The sequence below is a fragment of the Mesorhizobium sp. M0991 genome (genome assembly GCF_040318915.1).
Lineage (GTDB): Bacteria > Pseudomonadota > Alphaproteobacteria > Rhizobiales > Rhizobiaceae > Mesorhizobium.
Genome location: NZ_JAMYNE010000008.1, coordinates 93,694 through 113,713, shown reverse-complemented (window position 1 = coordinate 113,713; position 20,020 = coordinate 93,694). Strand labels below are relative to the sequence as shown.

The window sequence follows — 20,020 nt, the reverse complement described above, 5'->3', positions numbered from 1 at the left end:
ATGCTGAGGCGCGCCGCAGTATCGCGTAGCCCAGGTCCACAGGATGGAGATCGCCATGACAGCATGCATCGTCGGTTGGGCGCATTCGCGCTTCGGCAAGCTCGAAGGCGAGACGCTGGAGGGCCTGATCACCAAGGTGGCAGTCGAGGCGCTCGACCATGCCGGCATCGGTCCAGATGACGTCGACGAGATCGTGCTCGGCCACTTCAACGCCGGGTTTTCCGCCCAGGATTTCACCGCGAGCCTGGTCCTCCAGGCCGACGACCGGCTGCGCTTCAAGCCGGCGACCCGCGTCGAGAACGCCTGCGCCACCGGCTCGGCGGCGGTCAGGCAAGGCATCCGCGCCATCGACGCCAATGCCGCCCGTATCGTGCTGGTGGTCGGCGCCGAGCAGATGACGACGACGCCCGGTCCCGAGATCGGCAAGAACCTGCTCAAGGCCTCATATCTGCCGGAGGACGGTGACACGCCGGCAGGCTTCGCCGGCGTCTTCGGCAAGATCGCCCAAGCCTATTTCCAGCGCTACGGCGACCAGTCGGATGCGCTGGCGACGATCGCCGCCAAGAACCACAAGAACGGCGTCGACAATCCCTACGCGCAGATGCGCAAGGATTTCGGCTACGAGTTCTGCCGGCAGGAAAGCGAAAAAAACCCCTTCGTCGCCGGTCCGCTGAAGCGCACAGACTGCTCGCTGGTGTCGGACGGCGCCGCCGCACTTGTCCTTGCCGATACGGCCACGGCGCTGAAGATGCGCCGCGCGGTCGCTTTCCGCGCCAATGAGCATGTGCAGGATTTCCTGCCGATGTCGAAGCGCGACATCCTCGCCTTCGAAGGCTGCGAGCAGGCCTGGAACCAGGCGTTGAAGAAGGCGGGCGTGACGCTCGGCGACCTGTCCTTCGTCGAGACGCACGACTGTTTCACCATCGCCGAACTGATCGAGTATGAGGCGATGGGCCTGGCAAAGCCGGGCGAGGGCGCCAAGCTGGCCTTGGATGGCGAGACGGCGAAAGATGGAAGGCTGCCGGTCAATCCGTCGGGCGGGCTGAAGGCCAAGGGCCATCCGATCGGCGCCACCGGTGTATCGATGCATGTGCTGAGCGCCATGCAGCTCGTCGGCGAGGCGGGCGGCATCCAGGTGCCGGGAGCAAAGCTCGGCGGCATCTTCAACATGGGCGGCGCCGCGGTCGCCAACTACGTTTCCATTCTCGACCGGATCAGATAAAAGCGGCCCCGCATTACAGCGCCGCGCGACCGTTCGGGAGCGCAAAGGACGCTGTAACACTTTGATTTTGCGCATGATCCTTTTCGAAATGGATTCCGATTTTCGAGATCATGCGCTAGCGGGGAATTCATGACAAATCCGGTTCTGGTCGAAGTCTTGCGCGGCGCAATCGTCGAGAGCGCGCATCGCGGCGCTGTTGCCGTCTTCGACGCTGACGGCAAGCCTGTCTGGGAGATCGGCGACACGGCACAGCCGGTGTTCCCGCGTTCGGCGGTCAAGGCGATCCAGGCGTTGCCGCTGGTCGAGAGCGGCGCTGCCGATGTCTACGGCTTCGGTGACCGGGAGCTGGCGCTGGCCTGCGCCTCGCATTCCGGCGAGCCGCCACATGTCGAGCTCGCGCGGGCCATGCTGGCGAAGGCCGGCCTGGACGAGGCGGCACTCGAATGCGGCGCGCATTGGCCGTCGAGCCATGGAGCGACGCTGGCGCTTGCCCGCGCCGGCAGCGTGCCGAACGCGCTGCACAACAATTGTTCCGGCAAGCACTCAGGCTTCCTATGCACCTGCGTTCACAGCGGCATCGCCCATCGTGGTTACGTCAAGGCTGGCCATGCTTCGCAGGAGATGGTGCGCGAAGCGATGGAGGCGGTGACCGGCGCTGCCCATGACGCCGATCACCGCGGCACCGACGGCTGCTCGATTCCGACCTATGCCGTGCCGTTGCGCAGCTTTGCCCTTAGCTTTGCCCGCATGGCGACAGGTGCCGGCTTCGAGCCGGTGCGCGCCCGGGCGGCGAAGCGGCTGCTTTCTGCCTGCATGGCCGAGCCGTTTTTCGTCGCCGGCACGGGCAGGTCCGACGTCGCGATGATGGAGGCCGCCCCGGGTCGGATTTTCGTCAAGGGAGGCGCCGAAGGTGTTTTTTGCGCCGCCGTTCCGGAGCTTGGCCTTGGCATCGCGCTGAAATGCGACGATGGCGCCGGCCGCGCCGCTGAAGTGATGGTCGCGGCTGTGCTGGCAAAGCTTTTGCACGCCGACCACGCGCTCGCTGCGAAACTGATCGAACAGGCAAATCCGCCTATCGAAAGCCGGATCGGCGCCAAAGTCGGCGCGCTCCGGCCGACGGCCACCCTCAACTGACGTGGTTGCGCTCGACGGTCAGATGCGCATAGCCGGCATTGCCTGACGCGGCGAGGTCGCCGGTCACCGGCTCGGCCCAGCGCTGGCCGACGATCGCGCCGTTCTGGACCCCGTCGATGACATTGTCGGAAATGATTGCCGTTCCGGCACCTTCGACCACGGTGACGACGATACCGGTCCCCGCCTTGCGGATGATGTTTCCCATGGCGACCACATTGCGCATGAACGGTCCCCAGCCGATCTGCATGCCGTAGAGCGGCGCATTCTCGACGACATTACCGGAAACGGTGCTGTCTGCCTCGACGCTGATGCCGACGCCGAAGCCGGGCGCGTCGGCAGGGTAGGGACCGCTGGTCGACAGATTGCGGACGATGTTGCCGGAGCAGACGCCCATGCGGCCGCCTTCGTTGAAATTGACGATCGAAATACCGTTCGCAGCGCCATCGACGATGTTATTGCCGATGACGGCACCTTCAAAGGAGAATTCGGAATACACGGCCGTTTCGCCCGAGCGCGAGCAGGTATTGCCGGTGATCTGCAAATTGCTGGCACTGTTGGCGCGGATCGCCGAAAACGCGCAGTCCGAAACAATATTGCCGGAGATGATGACATTGCCGGCGCGGAAGGCATTGATGCCATTGCCGTTCTGGCCGGTTCCGCCGCCGCGCGCCTGGATGCGTTCGATCCGGTTGCCGCTGACGATGGTGTTGTCTTCAGCCGCCTGCCAGCGGTGCACGAGGATGCCGCCATTGGCGCAGTCGGAGACGCTATTGCCTGATATTTCCAGGCCATCGGCCTCGACCGAATAGATGCCGGCATCGGCCGCACCGGATATCTCCGAGCGCTCGATGCGGCCCGAGGCGTGTTCGAGCGCCAGACCGTTCTTGCCGCTGTCGGTAAGCTGGCAGTTGTCGACGACCAGATGGGCGATGCGGCGCAGATCGAGCAGGCCATGCGTGTAGTCGCCCATCCAGCGGTTGCTGCCGTCGAACACCAGCCCGCTGAGTTCGATATGCTCGGCCTGTTCGGCCATGATGAGATGGCCATTGCCGCCGTAGACGATCCGCGATGCGCCCGGCACGCCGGACAGGCGCACGCGGCCGGGCAGCGACAGGTTGGAAACGATATAGATCCCCGGCGGCAGGAACACCGGCATGTCGCGGTCGTGCGCGTCGCGCAGCAGCTTGGTGAAGGCCTTGCTCTGGTCGTCAAGCGCGCCGGGCCGGACGCCGAGCTCGCTTGCGTTGATCGCGCTACGCATCGCGGCTTTCTCGATGCCGGGCAGGTTTTTCGCCGCTGCCTTGCCGAGCGAAAGCCCCATGACGGCAAAGCCGGCGGTCTGCGCAAGCAGCGTTCGTCTGTTCAACATCGGCACAGATTCCTTGCGTTCAACGGTCGCGCCGCAGGATTCGTGCCAGACAGGATCGGCCGGATCGGCCCCGACGTCGGTTCGCCGGCTACGGCTTGTGGAGTCGTCGCGTCAGGCATAAGTTCGATAAATGAGCAGGGCCTTCACCCGCGAGGAAGACAGCGAAAACGCCATCGCCGGCATCGGCGAGCGGCCGATCAGCCATCACCGCAATCTGGTGACGGAACGCGGCCTGGCGCTGATCGATGCGGAGGTGGCCGCTCTGCGCGACGAACTGGGCAGAGCCGAAAAGAGGGCCGACCGCGAGCGGATCGCGCTGGTGTCGCGCGATCTTCGCTATTGGACGGCAAGGCGGGAAAGCGCCGAGCTCTCCGTGCCGGAACCGGGTAGCGACCTGGTTCGTTTCGGCATGGGTGTCACCCTGGAAAGCGACGACGGCAAGAAGGTGCACTGGAAGATCGTCGGCGAGGATGAGGCAAATCCCGCCAAGGGGACAATTTCCCATATGTCGCCGATGGCGATGGCGCTGTTCGGCAAGAAGGTCGGCGAAATTGCCGCAGTCAACGGCAAGGAATGGGAGATCGTCAAGCTTTCCGACAGTTAGTCTTCGAGCTTCACCACATGATCGCGGAAGAACGCCGCGGCACCAGCCTCGTCGATTTCGCCGGCGGCGACCATCATGACCAGTTGAATAATGTCCGCCTGCTCGGCTTCGATGCTCAAGCCATTGAAATAAAGGAACAGATCGGCCGCCGCGAAAGCAGTACGCTTATTGCCGTCGACGAATGGATGGTTTTTGGCAATACCGAAAAGGTAGCCGGACGCCAACTCACAGAGATCGGGCTCGCCATAGATTTCCCTCTGCTGCGGCCTGTAGAGCGCCGACTCCAGCATTCCTTCGTCGCGGATGCCCGCTGCGCCGCCGTGGAGGCGCAACTGCTCGGCATGAAGCGCCTCCACGAACTCCCGCGAATGATGCTCGGTCATTTTGCGAGCGCGCGGTAAGCAACCTCGTACTTTTTCATCCGCTCGCGCGCGATCTTCATCTTGCGCTCGAATTCTTCGGCAGTGTCCTCGGTGCGGCGCAGGCGAAGCTCATCGCCTTCCTGAACGATGACGATGCTGTCGCCCGCCTTCAGATTCATGCGATCGAGAATTTCCTTCGGCAGGATCACGCCTTCGGAATTGCCGATCTTGCGAATGGTCGTGTTCATGGTGACATCCTGTTGCAACGCCGATTATAACTCAGCGTGTTTTCGTTGCAACAGACATTATAACAAAGCGTCAGCCCCCTGCAGCAGCCGGTCCATCAGCCGGTCCGCCGCTTCCGGGATGACCGTGCCGGGTGGGAATATTTCAGTGGCGCCTGCCTGCCGGACTGCATCGTAATCCTGCGGCGGGATGACGCCGCCGGCGACGATCAGCATGTCGTCGCGGCCGAGCTTCTTCAGTGCAAGCTTGAGTTCGGGAATGAGCGTCAAATGGCCTGCTGCCAGCGACGACGCGCCGACGACGTGCACGTCATGCTCGACCGCCAGCCTGGCGATCTCGTCCGGCGTCTGGAACATCGGCCCGACGGTGACGTCGAAGCCGAGGTCGGCAAAGGCGGTGGCGATCACTTTCTGGCCGCGATCATGGCCGTCTTGCCCCATCTTGGCGACCAGAATGCGCGGCTTGCCGCCGGACTTCTCCTCGAACGCTACGATCTTGTCCTGCAGCCGGTCGACCACTGGATTGTCGCCGAGCGCGTTGCGGTAGACGCCGGAGATCGTCTGCACCGAGGCGACATGGCGGCCGAAAACCTTTTCCAGCGCCAGCGAAATCTCGCCGACCGTGGCGTTGGCGCGTGCGGCCCGGATGGCGAATTCCAGCAGGTTTTCGTTACTCCCGGCAGCACGGGTCAGCGCATCGAGCGCGCTCTCGACGGCGGCGACGTCACGCGTGCCTTTCAGCCGCTGCAGCTTCGACAATTGCCGTGCCCTGACTTCGGCATTGTCGATCCTTAGTACGTCGACATCGATATCCGTCCCAGGCCGGTGGGCATTGACACCGACCACGATCTGTTCGCCTGAATCGATGCGCGCCTGGGTGCGCGCGGCAGCCTCTTCGATGCGCAGCTTCGGTAGGCCCTTTTCGATCGCCGCGGCCATGCCGCCGAGGCTCTCGACCTCCTCGATATGCGCAAGCGCACGCGCCGCCAGATCATGCGTCAGCCGTTCGAGATAGGCGGAGCCGCCCCACGGATCGATGATGCGCGTCGTGCCGGATTCCTTCTGCAGGATGAGCTGTGTGTTGCGGGCGATGCGGGCCGAATGGTCGGTCGGCAGCGCCATTGCCTCGTCGAAGGAATTGGTGTGCAGCGACTGCGTATGCCCTTGAGTCGCCGCCATCGCCTCGATCATGGTGCGGATGATGTTGTTGTAGGGATCCTGCGCCGTCAGCGACCAGCCCGAAGTCTGGCAATGGGTGCGCAGTGACAGCGAGCGCTCGTCCTTCGGCGAAAAGTTCTTCAGCATCAGGCTGGCCCACAAAAGGCGCGCTGCTCTCAGCTTCGCGACTTCCATGAAGAAATTCATGCCGATCGCCCAGAAGAAGGAAAGGCGCGGCGCGAAACGGTCGATGTCGAGGCCGGCCGCGACGCCGGCGCGGGCATATTCGATACCGTCGGCAATCGTGTAGGCGAGTTCAAGGTCCGCCGTCGCTCCCGCCTCCTGCATGTGGTAGCCGGAGATCGAGATCGAATTGAACTTCGGCATGTGCTTCGACGTGTAGGAAAAAATGTCCGACACGATCCGCATCGAAGGTTTTGGCGGATAGATGTAGGTGTTGCGCACCATGAACTCTTTCAGGATGTCGTTCTGAATGGTCCCAGTGAGGTCCTTCTGCGCAACGCCCTGTTCCTCCGCCGCGACGATATAGAGCGCCATGATCGGCAGCACCGCGCCGTTCATCGTCATCGATACCGTCATCTCGTTAAGCGGGATGCCATCGAACAGCTGGCGCATGTCGAGAATGGAATCGATGGCGACGCCGGCCATGCCGACATCGCCGGCGACGCGCGGATGGTCGCTGTCGTAGCCGCGATGCGTGGCGAGATCGAAGGCGACCGACAGGCCTTTCTGGCCGGCGGCAAGGTTGCGCCGGTAGAAGGCGTTGGATTCCTCTGCCGTCGAGAAGCCGGCATATTGCCGGATCGTCCAGGGTTGCTGGACATACATCGTCGGATAGGGGCCGCGCACGAAGGGCGGCAGGCCCGGATAGGTATCGAGATGCGGCAAGCCCTTGAGATCGCCCTGGTTGTAGAGATGCTTGACGGCGATGCCTTCCGGCGTCATCCGCTGACCTTTGACCTCGACCGGCACCCGCCGCGGCGGCGACCAGCCGATCTGGCTGAAATCCGGGATCATGGTACGGCTCCGATCGACTGATCGATGCGGATCGGAAACAGCGGCTCGCACACCGCAACGCCTTCGGTGAAGGCAGGCCGCCGCTCCGCCGCCAGCGTCTCGACAGGACGCTCGGTTTTCGAGGGGTGCAGCGTCGTGCCGACGATCGCCCGTTCGCCCGCCTGGTAGGCTGCGTTGCGGCGGGCGGAAGCTGCCTGGACGCGTCTCTGGATGTGGCCTTGTTCGAGGCTGGACAGCACGCCGCCTTCCGCCTCGATCTGCTGGAACTCCTGCCAGGCCGCCGCGCAGAGCTCCGCAGTCAGCGCTTCGACGGCGCCCGAACCGCAAGCCGGATCGGCGACGTGGTCGATGTGGCCCTCATTGGCCATGATCAGTTGCGCGTTGCGGGCAACGCGGCGGGCAAAACTCGCAGGCAGGCCGTGCGCGATCGTGTGCGGCAGGATGGCGATCGAATCCGCGCCGCCGGCGGCAGCCGCAAAAGCGGCAATGGTGGTGCGCAGGATGTTGGTTTCCGGGTCGGCCGCCGTCATCATCTGGAAGGAAGTTTCGGCATGGATGCTGGCGGTGGAGGGCGGTATCGAGCAGGCCTCCTGGACACGCGCCCACAGCCTGCGCAACGCCCTGACCTTGGCCATCGACACGAACTGGTCCTGGTCGACGCTCAGCGCAAAGCCGATATGCGGCGCCGCATAGACAAGCGGCTGGCGCGCCTTCTCGAACAGCCTCAGATAGGAGACGGCCGACGCGAGCATGGTGCCAAGCTCCTGCGCCTCGGTGGCGCCGGCATTGTGGAATACCCGCCCGTCCGCTTCCAGCAGGACACCGGGCACACCCATCGAAAAGAAATGCGCCAGCGACTGCGGCATCGAAGCCTGCAAAGCCTCGATCGACATGCGCAGCCTACCGGTCCCGGCAAAGATCGCCGCCGGATCGATGCCGAAGGAGAGATTGAGCTTTGCCGGGTCGGAGCGGCGCTTGGTCAAAAACGCCACCAGCCAGTCGGCCACGGCGCGGCTCCAGGGATGGGCGTCGATGCGGATCTGGATGCGGTTGAGCGGCACGCCGTCGAGTACACCCTCCAGCGCCTCCGCCGTCCTCGGCAAGCCGTAGCCGAAGGCGTTCGGCGCACCTTCGAAGACAAGCGACAGTCCGGTAGCACCCTGCGCGACGTCTTCCAGCGCCTGCGCACTGGCGCGGCCTATGTCCGGATCGTCGATACGCTGGCTGACGATCCACGGTGATTCCGGGTTGGCGCGCACGACAGGCTCGGCGGTTACCGAACGCTCGTAGAGCGGCTCGATGCGGATGGCGTCGTCCGTATGCGAGACGAGCTTTTCCTCGAAGGACCCGCCGGCCAGCGCCTTCTCTGCCAGCGCCAGCCATCGTTGCCGGTCGACGTTCGGAAGTTCGGCATCCTGGGTCAAGGCACCGGCGCCCATCGGTTCTCCTCGTTCTAGCGGCCGCAGCGGCCGACTATGTCAGTCTACGGTCCCCGGCCCGATATCACAATGCAGCACACATGCCGTGCAACACGCCTTCCGTGATGGTGACCGTCAACCGATTGCCAAACATGGGCAGGTTCCGCAAGCTCCAAAAGCCATTTTCGACGACGCCCATTGTCGCTGTGCAATGGCCTCACTATACCTGCGGCGGGGCTCCCTTTTCTTCAAGGGATCAGGGCATTCAACCCTATAGGTTTGCGGAGACCGGACACATAGCCGACGACACCAGTATCTTCATAGGAGCCAGCCGCAAGCCGGACGACAGCTATCAGCGGCCCGAACGGCTTTTGCTGCAATATGGAAATCGTCACGGCCTGGTCACCGGCGCGACCGGCACCGGCAAGACGGTGACCCTGCAAATATTGGCCGAGGGTTTCTCCAATGCCGGCGTGCCGGTATTCTGCGCCGACATCAAGGGCGACCTGTCGGGTATCGCCATGATGGGCACAGCGCAGGATTTCCTGGTCAAGCGGGCCGAGCAGGTCAAGCTCGATCCCTATGAGTTCCAGGAATTCCCGGTCATCTTCTGGGATCTGTTCGGCGAGCAGGGCCACCCGATCCGCGCCACCATCTCGGAGATGGGGCCGCTGCTTCTGTCGCGGCTGATGAACCTTTCCGAGGCACAGGAAGGCATTATGAACATCGTCTTCCGCATCGCCGACGAGGAAGGCCTTTTGCTGCTCGACTTGAAGGACCTGCAGTCACTGCTTGCCAACATCGCCGACCGCGCCGAAGAGATCGGCGCCCGCTACGGCAATGTGACGAAACCTTCGGTCGGCGCCATCCAGCGCACGCTGCTGGTCCTGGAGCAGCAGGGCGCTGCCAATTTCTTCGGCGAGCCGGCATTGCGGATCGCCGACATCATGCGCACCACGCGCGATGGACGCGGCGCCATCAGCGTGCTCGCCGCCGACAAGCTGATGATGAATCCGCGGCTCTATGCGACGTTCCTTCTGTGGCTGATGTCGGAACTGTTCGAGGAACTGCCCGAGGTCGGCGACCCGGACAAGCCGAAGCTGGTCTTTTTCTTCGACGAGGCGCACCTTCTGTTCGACGACGCGCCGAAGGTGCTGGTCGACCGGGTCGAACAGGTGGTCCGGCTGATCCGCTCGAAGGGCGTCGGCGTTTATTTCGTCACGCAAAATCCGCTGGATATCCCTGAAACGGTGCTGGCCCAGTTGGGCAACCGCGTGCAGCACGCACTTCGTGCCTATACGCCGCGCGAACAGAAGGCCGTCAAGACAGCGGCCGAGACGTTCAGGCCCAATCCCGATTTCGACTGCGCAACCGTGATCACGCAGCTCGGCACCGGCGAGGCGCTGGTCTCGACGCTGGAAGCCAAGGGCGTGCCGTCCATGGTACAGCGGACGCTGATCCGCCCGCCATCGTCGCGCCTTGGCCCGATCACGCCCGAAGAGCGCCGCAAGCTGATCACTGAGAGCCCGGTTGCGGGACAATACGACCAGACCGTCGACCGCGAATCGGCTTTCGAGATGCTGCAGAAAAAGGCCAAGGACGCCCAGGAGGCGCAAGCGCAGCAGCAGGAGAGCGGCCGTTCGCGCTGGACCATTCCCGGCTTCGGCAACGACGATCCCCAGCCGACCGGCGGCCGCCGCGCGCCGCGGCCCTCCAACCGCCAGACGGTGGCGGAGGCGGCGATCAAATCCGTCGTGCGCTCGGTCGGCTCGTCGGTCGGACGAGCGATCGTGCGGGGTATTCTGGGGAGTTTGGCCAGGGGGCGATGAGGCAGGGCGAAGGTCAGCTTCGCGCCAGGAGCGGTCATTGCCGCGCAGATCACTCTAAATTCGCATTTGGGGCGAGACCAAAATGGCAGCTTTACATAAAAAAGGGAGAAGCAGACGCACGTCCATCATCTCACCATGACTTCCCGTACAAGAGCCCGGCGCGGTAGAAATGATTTGTTTGGTAGCAGGTCGCCTTCGACCTATCGCTGCCGCGCCGGAAGGCAGAAGCTCAGCTAGACAATCTGGTTGACCTTCCATCCGACGAGATAGAGAATGTCGAACGTCCCCTTGATCGCCTGCTGTCCGCCGACAACGACCTTGGCCGCCATTTTCAGAGTAGCCGAGATGCCGAGGCTGACCAGCTTCTCCAGTTCGGCCGAGCCCTTGAGTTCGCGCGCCAGATCGCCGGAAAGCTCGCCGCTTTCATTGACCTGGAGCGTGATCTCGATCGATTTCTTCTCGATCTCGGCGATCCCGCGAAGGCGGATGACGCTCGACCCTTGCGGGAATTTGAGGTCGTCCACATTCGAGTCCAGCTCCACGGGGAAATTGTTCGCAACCGAGCGCAGCGGGAGCTGGTAGGTCTTTTCCTTGAGCGCGAAGCCGTCGATGTCGAGTCCGGGGATGTTGACGGAAAATTGATCGGTGAACGGCTCGATCTCCGTCGCGATCATCGAGATGCCGACCGTTCGGCCCTGAGCACGATATTGTCCCATTTGACGATCTGGTTCGACGCGAACGGGGTTGGGTTGAGCAGCGTCGACTCCTCGCCCGCCACGAAGACCTCGCCCACATAGGACGCCTTCATCGGCTTCTTGGTGATCTCTTTGCCCTGCCATTCGGAGTTAAGCGATACGGTCCATTTCTTGCCCTTGGCCCAGTCATTCTCGATGACCTGCTTGCGGACGATGGCCTGCTGTGCCGGCGGCAGGAAGCCGGTCGCGGCCTTGAGCTTCTTGGTGCCGTTATCGATCTGATCGCTCTCCACTTGCTGGGGGGTGCGCGCGGGGGGTTCAGGACGAGGGGTAGGCTGGCTGGGCGGTGGCGCCGGCGGACCCGAAGGCGTCGCGCCCGCGCCCTGGCGCTGCCCCGCCACCGCCTGGACCGCCTCCGCCCCCGACCGCCGCCTTTTGCGCCTGCACCGCCACCTCGGCGATCTTCACGCTGTTGTCGGACAGGGTCTTGAGGAGGTCGGCGACCTGCGCCTGGCCAGACATGTCGCGGAAGATGTTGGCGGTGGCGAGCACGCCCAGCGCCGCGCCGAGGCCGGCCGGATCGGGCGCAGGCGACGGATTGACGATGTTGACGAGCGACTGTGGAAAGGCGGTCGGCACCACGCCCGCGTCCTGCGGGCTTGGCGTGACGGGGGTGACCGGCGCTATCTCCGGCGCCTGGATCGGGATCGGGTGCTCGTCCCATTTCCAGAAGCGGGTGTTGTCGATCTCTTCCGAGACGTTGCAATGGCCCAGCTTGCCTTCGGCGAAGACTCCGCGGGTCGGCAGGGTGATCAGCCGCTCCGACTTGGCTGTGGCGAGCGGCAATCGCTCGATCACCGAAGCCCGGTCGGCATCGCTCATCGCGGCCAGCTGGTCCGCGGCGCGCTGGCGCTGCGCGGGGTCGGTGCCGTTCAGCGCCGCGGCGATATCGACCACCAGAGTGTCGTCGATGCCCGACAGGGGCTTGACCAGCGGATAGGCGACATAGCTGCCGAACACTTCGAGCGGGATCGGCTCGACGTGATCGTCCATCGTCGTGGGGGCCCAGGGCACGGCTTCGAACTGGCGGGCTATCGCGTTCACGTCGGTGCCGAGCTGCACGGCCGAGGCGTAGTGGTCGAGGTGCCCCACGACATGGTCCTTGAGCCGCTTGATCTGGTACGATTCCTCCAGCGACAAGCTGCGGTCGGGTGACAGGACGGGACCGATCGGCGGGGGCGGTGGACCTGGGCGCTTGATATCGGAAAAGGCCTGGGACCCGGGTTCGGAATCGTCGATGAACAGGTTTACATCGTTCTTCCCGGGGGGCGTCAGGTCCACGACAAAGCCGAAGCGGTCCCATGCCCTGATCGAGAGGGCGTCAATCCGCCATGAACTGTCATCTCCCCACTTCTCGAATTGAAAACCGATCACCTGCGCCCACGGGATTCGAAGCGAAGGCCCGTCCACGGCCTGGCCGGCCAGCTTGAGGAACGTGAACTGTTCCTGGTCGGTGTCCATACGCTCGCCGCTGTTGATGTTGTGCGCGGCATAGTCCGGCCCGGCGTCGCTCGATCCCTTGTAGACGTAGTGCAGCTCGTGCAGCTTGCTGCGCGCATGGTCGTCGGCCGTGATCACGTAGACGGTGATGTTCTCGGTAGCTTGTTCGCTGGACCAGATGCCGATCTGGAACAGCTCCAGCTCGACGTTCCCCTCCCACCACGGATCGGGCGGATCGAAGTTGGGATCGATCTTCTGGACGACTTGGTGGTTGGCGATCGCATCGCGTTTCTCGATCGCGTCGAACCCGGCCTTCAGGGTCGGATCGAGCAGCGCCGGTTCGAGCAGGTGGCGATGCTTGACCAGGGCCGCCTCGTCCAGCGCCGCCAACCGCTCGGGAAGCTTGGCCAGCACGGCCGGACGCCGCCGCACCCATTCCACTGTCACCCGGTAGTGTCGGAGCACTTCGTAGTAGAGCACGGTCAGCGTGTGGCTGTGGTTGTAATTGGAGAAGGTGCGGGTCTGGATGCTCTCCTTCTCCTCCTGCCGCGCCTGGATCACCACGGTCGAATTGAGCTCGCGTTGGGCCGAGCTGGCCTGGGTGAAACTGTCATTGACCCGCTGGACGTTCTCCGCGGCCAGATCGCGGCTGCCCGAGCTGGTCGCGGTCGATCCGCCCAGACTCCAGGTATTACCCACCGCCGCGCCAAGCCCCAGCCCGCCGGTGCCCGCGCCACCGCTGGCGCCCGAGGACCCCGCCGCGCCGCCCATGAAGGAGGAGCCTTTCTGGAGTTCCTTCAGCCCGGCCTTGACCGTTTCCGTGATTGTTCGGTCGCGGTGCGTCTGGTGTAGCACTTCTTCGGTGAGGCTGGTGGTCTCGTCGCGCTTGGCGAGGCTGTCCCATGACCAGTCGAGAACCGCGAGCCGGACCGTCTCGCCCGGCGCCAGTGGCAGGCTGTAGAGAATCTCGCCGAGCGAATGGCCGAGCGCGTACCAGGAGACCTTATACTCATCGACATAAGCGGCCCGATACCCCGCCTGGGCCGGCAGTCCGAACCCGGCCGGCGCGTCGGTGAGGCGCACCACCTGGCGCAGCACGAATTGCTGGAGCGCGAGGCTGGCCGGAAACAACTCCTCGCATCCGCCTTCGCCGACCAGCGACTTGGGGCTGGCAGCGAACGAAGCGGGCGACAGCCGCCAATCTGTCAGACCCGGATTCTGGAGCGCGCGCGGGCCCATATTGGCGATGGCAGGCGGGAGCGTGTGCCACACCATGGTGATGCGGGCGACGATCGCGTCGAGAGCGAACCGCGCCTGCGCCAGCACTTCGTGGCGGCCGGACTCGCCATAGGGGTAGACCCAGACTGCGAGCTTGAGGACCGCATCGGGATCGTCCCGCCGCGCCGCGATCGCCTCGGCCAGCAGCAGCTTCACTTGGGGCCGCAGCCGGGTGAGGTCGAACGAAGCATAGCCGACATGATCGGTGGTGAGCACGCCGAGCGGCTCGGCCCAGATCGGGGCGGTTTCTTTGGGACTATCTGCCAGCGCGAGATCGAAGCGCGGCGCGAACTCGCGGATCGATGCGAGCAGCAGCCCGGGCAACCGCGCCGGATCGATAGCGGCCATGTTCGCGGCGCTGTCATCGCGCAGCACGTCCTTGAAGACCTGCTCGAACAGCTCCCGGGTCTTTTCGAGGTCGAATAGAGACGCCAGGCTGGCATCGGTTAGCGCCTGGCCGAGCGCGGAGAGGGCGGCGGCCTCGACCCGGTCCCGGACCGCGCCGGTCGCGCTCGGATCGGTAGCGTTCAGGGCCGCGCGGATCGGTTCCCGCAGCCTTTCGTCGGCTGGCGCGCGCGGCGGCAAGATACGTGGCACCGCGATCTCGGCATAGAGAGGCAGTCGCTGGACTGGATTCCCGTTCTCCGGGTCAGTGACGAAAATGGCGAGATGGGTCGGTGGTAACGGCGCAAGCGACGGCATCGGATAATCCCCCTCAGTGATTTCCGCTCGCGAGACGTACCACATCTGGCGACGTGCTCACATTGCAAAAAGACGCAGTGCAGCAAATAAATCAGCCCTGAAAATAGTTATATCGGTCGCCGTATTCTAAAACTGGGGATGGGTTCTCTACTTGGTATTCGTGCCATTCCGATGGTCGCGCCAGTAACGAGCCGCCCTAGACGCGTGGCTGGTCGTGTGTAAGGTACGTTCCTGTCGGAGTGTTTCTTGAATCGAAGGCGGTCCGCGACCGAATCTTTGAAACCGCGAACGAGACCGGCCGCTTTCCGGCAATCGCCTTTGGCCCCTATGTCGGAGCGATTGCGGCGCAGATCTGCCGTTGGCACGCTGACGGTGGACGTCGCGTTCGGTCATAGATTACCGCATAGCGCAAAAGGTTCTTGGTTAGGCAGCTATCTGACCGGAAGCCAGCCAGAGCGGCGAAAGCCCGCCGCCCCTGCGCTTTCGACCAGCTCAGAAGATCGAATTTGTGATCGATTTTATCGGGCCGAGCAGGATCGATCCTTCCGGCACGCCGGCGTCGATCGGAATGGCTTTGCGGTTTGCTGTCGCCACCATCGGCTGGCCGATATCGGCCGTCACCACGACCGGGGTCTTGTTCGGCACACGATCGTAGAGATCGATAATGTCCTGGTTCATCAGGCGAACACAGCCGGACGACACCGACTTGCCGATCGACCTCCATTCCGGCGAACCATGCAAGCGGTAGAGCGTGTCCTGGTTGCCCTGGAAGAGATAGAGCGCCCGCGCGCCTAGCGGGTTCTTGAGCCCCCCCGGCATGCCGCCATTATCGGCGCTGTACGGCTTCAACTCCGGCTGCCGCGCTATCATTTCGTCTGGCGGCGTCCATTTCGGCCATTTCTGCTTCCATTGGACCACGGCATCGCCCGACCATTCGAAGCCGGCGCGGCCGAGCCCAACGCCATAGCGGATCGCCTGGCCGCCCGGGCGCACCAGATAGAGGAAGTGATTGGTCGTGTCGACGACGATGGTGCCCGGCTGCTGGCCGGTCGGATCGTCAACGATCTGGCGCAGGAACTGCGGGTCGATCTTGTCGACCGGTATGGCCGGCAGCTCGAAGCCGCCATCCGACATCGGCCCATACATCGTCAGATAGTCGCCGAGCGCCGGCTCGACATAGGTCGGCGGCGGTGGCTCGGCCGGCTGTTGCGACAGCGTAGTGCAACTGGAGACCGCGACCGAGGCGGCGCCAAGGGCTGCGGCGTTGAGGAAACCGCGACGGCTCAGGCGCAGAGAGGACGATGGGGGTGTGAACATGATTGCCTTTTTTAAGTCTCAAATCGCAACAAAGCATAAATGCGTCCGGTTGCGCGCAGGTGCTCGAGCACTGCCCGGCGCGATAGGCGGTTCCAATTCTGGCCGCAGGGTGGACAAACAAAGGCAAAGCTGTGACTGGATCGTCACTGTTGCGCCGAGGCAACATGTCCGGCATCAAACCCCGGAGATCAGACCTTCGAGTGACGGCAGGATCAGGGCCGGTGGAAAATCCCGGTATTCCTCTGGCTGGTTCGTGCGGTTGATCCACACCGTCCGGAAGCCGAATTTGGTGGCGCCGGCGACGTCCCAGCGGTTGGAGGACTGGAAAGAGACAGCGCCTGGATAGAGGCGCCAGCCCGTGGTGACCATATCGTAGACCGACGGATCGGTCTTGAAGCGCCTGACGCTGTCGACGGAAAAGACGTCGTCCAGGACCTGGTCGAGCGCGGCGGACTTGACGGCCGCCTCCAGCATTTCAGGCGAACCGTTGGATAGGATCGCCAGCCTTGCTCCCGATGCCTTGAGCGCTTTGAGCACGGCCGGCACCTCCGGATAGCAGTCCAGCCGCCAATAGGCTTCGAGCAGCTTCGCCTTCAGCCCGGCATCCGCGGATGGAACCTTGCGCAGGGCGAAATCGAGAGCCTGCTCGGTGAGCTGCCAAAAATCGGCATAGGCTCCCATCAGCGTCCTGACCCAGGAATATTCCAGCTGCTTGGCGCGCCATATCTCGGACAGTAACTGGCCGTCCGGCCCGATCTGGTCGGCGTGACGGCGCACGGCCGCGTGCACGTCGAACAGGGTGCCATAGGCATCGAAAACGTAAGCCGCATGGTGCATGCAACAGTTTTGAGGCTGCGCAAGGCAAGGCGCAAGCGCTGATTGCAGTCCGCCAGCCCGCTGGCCTCAACAAATCTCAGCCAAGCCGGTTGACGGCGGCCGCCAAAGCATCTTCCAATGCGCCGCAACAAGCATCGAACGGAACCTGGCAATGACACTGGCGACTGCGGCGCAATCCGCGACATGGACCTTCGTCGACGGCGACTGGTACGAGGGCAACGTTGCCATCCTAGGGCCGCGCAGCCACGCCATGTGGCTCGGCACCAGCGTATTCGACGGCGCCCGCTGGTTCGAGGGCGTCGCCCCCGATCTCGATCGCCATGCAGCAAGGGTGAACGCCTCGGCGATCGCGCTCGGCCTGAAGCCGACGATGAGCACCGACAAGATCGTCGGCCTGACCTGGGATGGGCTGAAGAAGTTCGACGGCAAGACGGCGGTCTACATCAGGCCAATGTATTGGGCCGAGCATGGCGGCTATATGGGCGTGCCGGCCGACCCGGCCTCGACGCGTTTCTGCCTTTGCCTCTACGAATCGCCGATGATCTCGCCGGCGGGGTTTTCGGTGACGGTGTCGCCGTTCCGGCGCCCGACCATCGAAACCATGCCGACCAACGCCAAGGCCGGCTGCCTTTATCCCAACAACGGCCGGGCCATCCTCGAAGCCAAGATGCGCGGCTTCGACAATGCGCTCGTGCTCGATATGCTGGGCAATGTCGCCGAGACCGGCACCTCGAATATTTTCCTGGTCAAGGACGGCCATGTCCTGACGCCGGCGCCGAACGGCACCTTCCTGTCCGGCATTACCCGCGCGCGCACCATGGCCCTGCTTGGCGAATATGGGTTCACGACGACGGAAAAGACGCTGTCGATCCGCGATTTCCTGGAGGCGGACGAAATCTTCTCGACCGGAAACCACTCGAAAGTGGTGCCGGTCACCCGTATCGAGGATCGCAATCTGCAGCCCGGACCGGTGGCCAAGAAGGCGCGCGAACTCTATTGGGAATGGGCGCATTCGACTTCGCCCGGCTGACCCGCTAAAAAGCGGCCGACGCTTCGTTTCCGGAGTTGTTCCAGACCAATCCAGTCCTATGTTAGTCCGGTATCGACACCGGATTTTTTCACGAGGGAGTACGACCGATGGCTTTTGAATTGCCCGCTTTGCCCTATGACTACGAGGCCTTGCAGCCTTACATGTCCAAGGAAACGCTGGAATATCACCACGACAAGCACCACAAGGCCTATGTCGACAACGGCAACAAGCTGGCCGCCGAAGCGGGCATGGGCGATTTGTCGGTCGAAGAGGCAGTCAAACAGTCCTTCGGCAAGAATGCGGGCCTCTTCAACAATGCCGCCCAGCACTACAATCACATCCATTTCTGGAAATGGATGAAGAAGGGCGGCGGCGGCAACAAGCTGCCGGGCGCCTTGCAAAAGGCGATCGACAGCGATCTTGGCGGCTACGACAAGTTCAAGGCCGACTTCATCGCCGCCGGCACCACCCAGTTCGGTTCGGGCTGGGCCTGGGTCTCGGTCAAGGACGGCAAGCTGGCGATCTCGAAGACGCCGAATGGCGAGAACCCGCTCGTCCATGGCGCGACGCCGATCCTCGGCGTCGATGTCTGGGAACATTCCTACTACATTGATTATCGCAACGCCCGGCCGAAATATCTCGAAGCCTTCGTCGACAGTCTCATCAACTGGGACTATGTGCTCGAACTCTACGAAAAGGCCTGATCCGTTCCAGAAAGCCCCGGCAGAACCGGGGCTTTTCTTTTTCAGCATCAGAACGACAGCTGCAAAAATTTCACGCAAGCGTGAGGCGAAGCGTCGGAATTTTTTAGCCATCCTTGCCGTTTGTCATCGGGGTGGGACCGCATCCTGAATTGCCTTCAACATGGAGCCAAGTGAATGAGAAAGCTTATCCTCGCCATCTCGATGCTCGCCTTCGCCGGTTCGGCGGCATTTGCCGACCCGGTCGCTGACCGGCAGGCCCTGATGAAGGAACGTGGCAAGATCGCCGCCGGCTTGTCGAAAGTGGTCAAGGGCGAGACGCCCTACGACGCAGCTTCGGTGCTGACGGCGTTGCAGGCACTGCAGGCCAATGCCGAGAAATTCCATGCCGGCGTCGACACGCTTTTCCCGGCCGGCAGCAACACCGGCGACACCACGGCGTCCCCAAAAATCTGGCAGGACATGGCCGGTTTCAAGACGGCTGAAGGCAAGTACCTCGCCGACGTCAAGGCGGCGGTCGCCGCAGCACCGGCGGATGCCGAGGCGTTGAAGGCACAGTTCAACACCATCGGCGGCGACTGCGGCACCTGCCATAAGGGCTACAGGGTGAAAAAAGGCTAATCCCGGCCGATGCCCTTGCTGAAGGAGCTCGTCGGCGCCGCCCTCGTTCTGGGCGGCGTCGCCGCGATTGCCGGCTGGTTCCTGTCGGCTCCGGTCAGGCTCGATGCCGCAACGCTGGCTGAGCTTGGTCCTGGCGACGCCACCAGGGGCAAGCGCATCTTCTACGCCGGCGGCTGCACATCATGTCATGCCAAGCCCGCCTCGCAAGGTGACGCCCGCCTTCAGCTGGTCGGCGGCCTTGAACTCAAGACGCCATTCGGCACCTTCGTTCCGCCGAACATCTCGCAAGATACCAGGGATGGCATCGGCGCCTGGTCGGTCGAGGACTTTGCCAACGCCATGCTGAAGGGCGTGTCACCGTCGGGCGAGCATCTCTATCCGGCATTTCCCTATACTTCCTACGCGCGCATGAAGCCGGCCGACATTGCCGATCTCTATGCATTCCTGAAGACGTTACCCGCGGTCGCCGGCAAGGCGCCCGCCAATTCGCTGGGATTTCCGTTCAATGTCCGACGCGGTCTTGGCTTGTGGAAGCTGCTCTATCTGAGCGACCAGCCGGTCGTTTCCTTTCCCGACGGCACATCGGATCCGGTGTTGACAGGCCGCTACCTAGTCGAAGGCCCCGGCCATTGCGGCGAATGCCACACGCCGCGGGACCTTACCGGCGGCACCAGGAAGAGCCAATGGCTGGCAGGTGCCGCCGCCGCCGAAGGCAGCGGCATCGTGCCGAACGTCACGTCGGGCGAGGGCGGCATCGCCGACTGGTCCGAAGCCGACATCGCCAACTATCTCGAAACCGGCTTCACGCCGGACTTCGATACGGTCGGCGGCGCAATGGTCGATGTGCAACGGAACATGGCCGTGCTGACCCCGGAGGACCGCTCGGCGATCGCCGCCTATCTGAAAGCCGTGCCGCCGCATCCCAACGGCTATCCGGCTCGCAAGAAGCCGTCGAGCTGA

The 20,020-nt window shown here is 63.5% G+C and carries 18 protein-coding genes; 8 read left to right on the top strand and 10 right to left on the bottom strand.

The genetic code is table 11. The annotated features are described in order from the left end of the window. Nucleotides 1-55: 55 nt before the first annotated feature. Nucleotides 56-1,222, top strand: a complete 1,167-nt coding sequence (locus NKH70_RS14485) for an acetyl-CoA acetyltransferase (RefSeq protein WP_352914476.1) — start codon at nt 56-58, stop codon at nt 1,220-1,222. Nucleotides 1,223-1,351: 129 nt separating this feature from the next. Next, nucleotides 1,352-2,356: an asparaginase gene (locus NKH70_RS14480; protein WP_352914479.1), complete on the top strand. Its 1,005-nt coding sequence runs from the start codon at nt 1,352-1,354 to the stop codon at nt 2,354-2,356. Here the strand turns inward: NKH70_RS14480 and NKH70_RS14475 are convergent. Then, complete coding sequence (locus NKH70_RS14475) at nt 2,349-3,725, bottom strand: TIGR03808 family TAT-translocated repetitive protein (RefSeq protein ID WP_352914482.1); 1,377 nt, start codon at nt 3,723-3,725, stop codon at nt 2,349-2,351. The two genes, NKH70_RS14480 and NKH70_RS14475, sit on opposite strands and share 8 nt — an antisense overlap. Nucleotides 3,726-3,855: 130 nt before the next feature. On the opposite strand from NKH70_RS14475, the gene NKH70_RS14470 reads away from it, so the two are divergent. Continuing rightward, nucleotides 3,856-4,329 (top strand): GreA/GreB family elongation factor, encoded by a 474-nt coding sequence (locus tag NKH70_RS14470; RefSeq protein WP_352468520.1) that lies wholly within the window; start codon nt 3,856-3,858, stop codon nt 4,327-4,329. On the opposite strand, the gene NKH70_RS14465 is transcribed toward NKH70_RS14470, so the two are convergent. Genes NKH70_RS14465 through NKH70_RS14450 form a run of 4 tightly spaced genes read right to left on the bottom strand, consistent with a single transcriptional unit; the run spans nt 4,326 to nt 8,571 of the window. Further along, nucleotides 4,326-4,712, bottom strand: a complete 387-nt coding sequence (locus NKH70_RS14465; RefSeq protein ID WP_352914485.1) for a type II toxin-antitoxin system death-on-curing family toxin — start codon at nt 4,710-4,712, stop codon at nt 4,326-4,328. The two genes, NKH70_RS14470 and NKH70_RS14465, sit on opposite strands and share 4 nt — an antisense overlap. Further along, on the bottom strand, nt 4,709-4,939 hold the full coding sequence (locus NKH70_RS14460) for an AbrB/MazE/SpoVT family DNA-binding domain-containing protein (protein WP_352501761.1): 231 nt from the start codon (nt 4,937-4,939) through the stop codon (nt 4,709-4,711). Before NKH70_RS14460 ends, NKH70_RS14465 begins: the two co-directional genes overlap by 4 nt. Nucleotides 4,940-4,996: 57 nt before the next feature. Next, nucleotides 4,997-7,132, bottom strand: coding sequence for a methylmalonyl-CoA mutase (gene scpA / locus NKH70_RS14455; protein WP_352914488.1), 2,136 nt, complete (start codon nt 7,130-7,132; stop codon nt 4,997-4,999). Continuing rightward, nucleotides 7,129-8,571 (bottom strand): methylmalonyl-CoA mutase subunit beta, encoded by a 1,443-nt coding sequence (locus NKH70_RS14450; RefSeq protein ID WP_352914491.1) that lies wholly within the window; start codon nt 8,569-8,571, stop codon nt 7,129-7,131. The genes scpA and NKH70_RS14450 overlap by 4 nt, the downstream gene beginning before the upstream one ends. A 275-nt stretch (nt 8,572-8,846) precedes the next feature. Here NKH70_RS14450 and NKH70_RS14445 point away from each other — a divergent pair, with 275 nt between their 5' ends. Continuing rightward, entirely contained in the window at nt 8,847-10,379 is a 1,533-nt protein-coding gene (locus NKH70_RS14445) for a helicase HerA-like C-terminal domain-containing protein (RefSeq protein WP_352977618.1), read from the top strand. A gap of 233 nt (nt 10,380-10,612) precedes the next feature. Here NKH70_RS14445 and NKH70_RS14440 read toward each other — a convergent pair whose 3' ends face one another. The 5 genes from NKH70_RS14440 to NKH70_RS14420 all read right to left on the bottom strand — a co-directional run bounded on the left by NKH70_RS14440 (nt 10,613) and on the right by NKH70_RS14420 (nt 16,708). Next, on the bottom strand, nt 10,613-11,095 hold the full coding sequence (locus NKH70_RS14440; protein ID WP_352914496.1) for a hypothetical protein: 483 nt from the start codon (nt 11,093-11,095) through the stop codon (nt 10,613-10,615). Beyond that, nucleotides 11,050-11,367 carry a hypothetical protein gene (locus NKH70_RS14435; protein WP_353025490.1) on the bottom strand — a complete coding sequence of 106 codons (318 nt, stop codon included), beginning with the start codon at nt 11,365-11,367 and terminating at the stop codon, nt 11,050-11,052. Before NKH70_RS14435 ends, NKH70_RS14440 begins: the two co-directional genes overlap by 46 nt. A gap of 25 nt (nt 11,368-11,392) precedes the next feature. Then, nucleotides 11,393-14,554, bottom strand: coding sequence for a hypothetical protein (locus NKH70_RS14430; protein WP_353025489.1), 3,162 nt, complete (start codon nt 14,552-14,554; stop codon nt 11,393-11,395). A 492-nt stretch (nt 14,555-15,046) separates the two neighbouring features. Further along, nucleotides 15,047-15,871, bottom strand: a complete 825-nt coding sequence (locus tag NKH70_RS14425; protein WP_352721255.1) for a L,D-transpeptidase — start codon at nt 15,869-15,871, stop codon at nt 15,047-15,049. A gap of 174 nt (nt 15,872-16,045) precedes the next feature. Beyond that, a complete protein-coding gene (locus tag NKH70_RS14420; protein WP_292658470.1) occupies nt 16,046-16,708 on the bottom strand; it encodes a haloacid dehalogenase type II in 663 nt (220 codons plus the stop codon). Nucleotides 16,709-16,859: 151 nt separating this feature from the next. Between NKH70_RS14420 and NKH70_RS14415 the strand changes: the two genes are divergently transcribed. From NKH70_RS14415 to NKH70_RS14400, 4 genes are all read left to right on the top strand, one after another. After that, nucleotides 16,860-17,738: a branched-chain amino acid aminotransferase gene (locus tag NKH70_RS14415; RefSeq protein ID WP_292658468.1), complete on the top strand. Its 879-nt coding sequence runs from the start codon at nt 16,860-16,862 to the stop codon at nt 17,736-17,738. A gap of 107 nt (nt 17,739-17,845) precedes the next feature. Then, complete coding sequence (locus NKH70_RS14410; RefSeq protein WP_292658465.1) at nt 17,846-18,442, top strand: superoxide dismutase; 597 nt, start codon at nt 17,846-17,848, stop codon at nt 18,440-18,442. A gap of 174 nt (nt 18,443-18,616) precedes the next feature. Next, the gene (locus tag NKH70_RS14405) at nt 18,617-19,060 is read left to right on the top strand and encodes a c-type cytochrome (RefSeq protein ID WP_352914504.1); all 444 of its coding nucleotides are present in this window, start codon (nt 18,617-18,619) and stop codon (nt 19,058-19,060) included. Between the two features lie 9 nt (nt 19,061-19,069). Then, the gene (locus NKH70_RS14400) at nt 19,070-20,020 is read left to right on the top strand and encodes a cytochrome c (RefSeq protein ID WP_352721260.1); all 951 of its coding nucleotides are present in this window, start codon (nt 19,070-19,072) and stop codon (nt 20,018-20,020) included.